Raw genomic sequence first — 3,944 nt, 5'->3', positions numbered from 1 at the left:
CAACAAATATACAAAAAAAACATACTAGTGAAATTTTAGAAGTCAAAAATAAGAAATTTAATTTTATTGATATAGATTGTAAAAAATTTTCTCTCTTGGCTTTAAACAGAATTAATTTATTTAATTTAGGGATAACAATAAATCCTAATAATGTTGAAAATTAAATGATATTACTCAAAAATGTTGTGATATAATCAATAGCGAATCTTCAAATAAGTTTAAAAGTCAAAAATCTATTCAAGAATCTTCGAATACAAATTTAGTAAAAATTGTGAATAATTTGAAAAAAGTTATTGTGAATAATTCAATTCGCAATAGTATAGAAATCAATGATACTTTTACAAATTGGAATCAGTATTTTGAAAATTGTTGTGTTATATTATTATCATCTCTCATCGAATGTAGCGAAACATATTCAGATGATGAATCCGAGTCTATTTTAATTTTTATGTCTTCTCAAATAACAGGTATGTTATCAGATATGTTGATAAAATATATTCTATCTGATTAAATTTTTATAATTTATTATTAATGCTATAATGTAAGTAATAAGAAAAATATTTTTTAGTATTTAGAAACAATAAGGAAACCAACTTAAAAGTTGGTATTTTTTTTAATGGTTCTTTAATCGCCTACAATATTCTAGTAAATGGTTTTTTAAACTATTACTTTCAGATTTAACCCTTTTTAAAAGTTGAAATAATACATTTAAACATCTATATCATCTTTTTTCAAATCAATTATCAAAATTAAACTAAAATCATATCAAAGAATTAATTGGAAAAAAATATTTCCATAAATTAGAAACTTTACAATTACAACAATTAGATCCTAAAAAACGAGAAAAATACAATAAACCCATTAAAACTAATTATAAGAAAGGATTAAACATTATTTATTACTGAAAAGAAGATTTAAAATATATTAAATCTTTCTTAATTAAAACCAAACAAGGTTATAGGTTGAAAAAGTTATATCCTATGTATAAATATTCACTAAAAGAAGATAATTAATAGTTTTATAACACTTTAACTAACGTTTTTTAAAATATATAAAGATTAACTTATTTAAGGAGTGATATAATATATAACTCCCTATTTTCTTTTTTCATTATTAAAAAAGAGGTGTTTTGAATTCAAACCAAACAAAATCCCCTAACGCGCTGAAGCGCTAACAAAAATTATAAGTACACACAAATAAAAGAAGAAAAATAAAAATCTCCCAGTTGCGAGCAACACCTTTTTTTTAAATAAATAATAATCATTCATAGTTATAATGATTATGTATATGATATAAAAAAAGAAAAAATATTTCAATTATGAAAAATAAAAAATTAAGAGAAATATTAAACAAAAAAATAAATTATTACAAACTCTAATGAAAAAAATTATAAAATTGATAAAAAAACAGTTTTTTAATTGTTTTAACGATTTAAAAAAACTAAATTTAACAACTATTTTAAAAAATATCAAAATCAAAAGAAACACTTATTGTTGGTTGAAAGTCGAAAATAAAATCAAAACCAAAGAAGAAAAATACTTATTACAATAAAACCCTATTAAAGTTTTATGTCAAATTCATGAATATTTTTATGGTCATCGTAAAATTACTAATTTATACCAAAAAAATCTTTAATGAAACCATCACTAAGAAAAAAGTTTATTTCATTATGAAAGAAAATAATTTCTTTATATTTTTGATAAAACAATTACCATTTAAAAAAATTATGTTATAATTTACTATATAATAAATTTTTATTATATAATTTAATTATTTAAATAAATTTTTATATAAAATCAAAAGAGGTAGCGGTGTAAAAGAGTATTATGTGAAGAAGGCATTCTATGAAGCATAAGAAAGGTAACCATCGCCGAATAATAATTATGGCAATAATTTATTATGAGATTATAGAAAATATCTATAATATTCTTGCTGTTTTAACAGCAAAGGCGCTTTAATCAAGTTTCTCTCAAACCTTCTTTTAAGAAGGTTTTTTGTTTTATAGGAAGGAAAGTCATTTGCTAACGTTATATTTTTCAAGAATTAAGAATTATTTTAAAGCTAAATATCTTTTTTTAACAATTTTAATTATTATTGTATCTTTTTTGTTATATGATGATTTCTATCCTCAAAATACTAAAAATAAAGATGAAAATGTTTTAGTTGTAGGAATGGAATGCAATTACAAACCTTATAATTATCTTTCTAATAATAAAGATAAAGAACCACATCCTTTAACAATAAATGGTAAAGAAAGTGATATTGGTGTTGTTGGATATGATGTTTTAGTAGCTAAAGAATTAGTTAATTATTTAAATGAAAAGTATGATAAAAATATTAAATTATTAATTAAAAAAATAGATTTTAATAGTTTAATTCCTGCTTGTCAAAAAGGAGATATTGATTTAATTATTGCAGGGATGAGCAAAACAGAAGAAAGACAAGCCCAAATTGATTTTACTGACCATTCTTATTATGATGAAGATCAATCTTATTTTATTATTATAAATAAAAATAATCCTTATTTTGATAAGGATTATTTTAAAAAAAAATTAATAATCAAAATATCGACCAAATTCAATTACCTGGAAAAATTTTATATCAACGAGGAACTTTTTACGAACAAATAGCCAAAACATTAAAAGGAAATGAAGCAGAAGGAATTGATAATTTTGATTTCCAAGCTCAAAAAGTTCAAACAGACTCCAATTATTTTTATTTAGCTGATGCAAATGTTGCCCAAAAACATTTACAAAATCATAATAATTTAGAGCGAATAGAAATCCAAAAAAAACAATTTTAGATAACGAAATAAAACAAGCCGCTGGAGGACTTGCTATTGGATTTAAAAAACAAGAAGAAATTATTAAAAAAAAGGCATTACCAAAAAAGACATTGATGATTTTTTAACAAAAGAACCTACCACAGAAAATAAATACACACTTACCATCAAAAAAAGAAAAGAATTCATGGATAAACAAAACTCAGAAAAAGATACATTAAATATATGGTCTATTTTTAAAAATAATTTTTCTCTTTATAAAAGAGGCATTTTAACAACTCTTAAATTTGGGTTTTATGGAACTTTTGGAGGTTTTGTCTTATCTTTATTGTTAGTTCTTTTCCAAGTGTTAGATATTACCAAAAAGAAAAGTCATTTTTTAATTTATTATTTGCATCAAATAGGATGTATAATTATTAATTTTTATATATGGATTATTAAAAGCACTCCTATGTTAGTGCAAGCTTTTGTGAGTTATTTTTTCTTAAAAGAGTTTATTTTTTTCAAAAATGCTACTTGGTATACTCCAATGTTTGCTGCTTATATGGTAATTATTTTAAATACTATGGGCTATATTTCAGAAATTATTACTAAAAATATTTACTTTTTGGATAAAGGGCAAATTGAGGCTTCCTTGTCTTTAGGAATGACACATACTCAAACAATGCGTTATATTGTTTTACCCCAAGCTATTAAAAGATCACAAACTCCTATTTTAAATGAGTTTATTATTAATTTAAAAGATTGTGTTGTTTTTAGTATGTTAGGTGGAATTATTGATATTGCTTGTGCTTCTAATGCTTTGTATAGTAGTGTTGCAAGCCCTAAACCTTATTATATTTCTTCTATTATTTATTTTATTATTGTAGGAACTGTTGTTTTCTTTTTGAAAAAAATGGAAAAAATAAGACAAGTTTAAATTATATAATATAAGATATTAAAATAAATATCTAATTATAACAGCCCAAACAACAAGATATTATTATTAAAGATAAATAGCAAAAAAAAATCAGATATGCTTGGAAATCGTTTTATATTTTGAGGTATAAATACAAAAAGCCAAAGCAAAATGATAAAAAATATAGAATTAATTATAGACTCTCCAATTATTTCCAATTTATCAAAATTGAATAATAAAGTTTTTTAAAATTTGATTAATATC

2 protein-coding genes, 2 pseudogenes and 1 riboswitch are annotated in these 3,944 nt (G+C 21.9%); all 4 genes and pseudogenes read left to right on the top strand.

From position 1 onward, the window contains the following. Window positions 1–758 precede the first annotated feature (758 nt). Window positions 759–1,013: pseudogene (locus BBA70_RS00710) on the top strand (phase variable surface lipoprotein); the annotation flags it as partial. Window positions 1,014–1,377: 364 nt separating this feature from the next. Continuing rightward, window positions 1,378–1,684, top strand: a pseudogene (locus BBA70_RS00705) (transposase); the annotation flags it as partial. 108 nt (window positions 1,685–1,792) lie between these two features. After that, window positions 1,793–1,963, top strand: a riboswitch (Lysine riboswitch). Between the two features lie 55 nt (window positions 1,964–2,018). Continuing rightward, entirely contained in the window at window positions 2,019–2,630 is a 612-nt protein-coding gene (locus BBA70_RS00700; protein ID WP_252861454.1) for a transporter substrate-binding domain-containing protein, read from the top strand. Window positions 2,631–2,969: 339 nt separating this feature from the next. Then, the gene (locus tag BBA70_RS00695; RefSeq protein WP_252861453.1) at window positions 2,970–3,701 is read left to right on the top strand and encodes an ABC transporter permease subunit; all 732 of its coding nucleotides are present in this window, start codon (window positions 2,970–2,972) and stop codon (window positions 3,699–3,701) included. The last annotated feature ends 243 nt before the right edge of the window (window positions 3,702–3,944 follow it).

Source organism: New Jersey aster yellows phytoplasma (assembly GCF_002554195.1).
Classification (GTDB): domain Bacteria; phylum Bacillota_I; class Bacilli_A; order Acholeplasmatales; family Acholeplasmataceae; genus Phytoplasma.
Note: the sequence above shows the minus strand (reverse complement) of the source record. Positions and strands in the feature narration are given on the sequence as shown.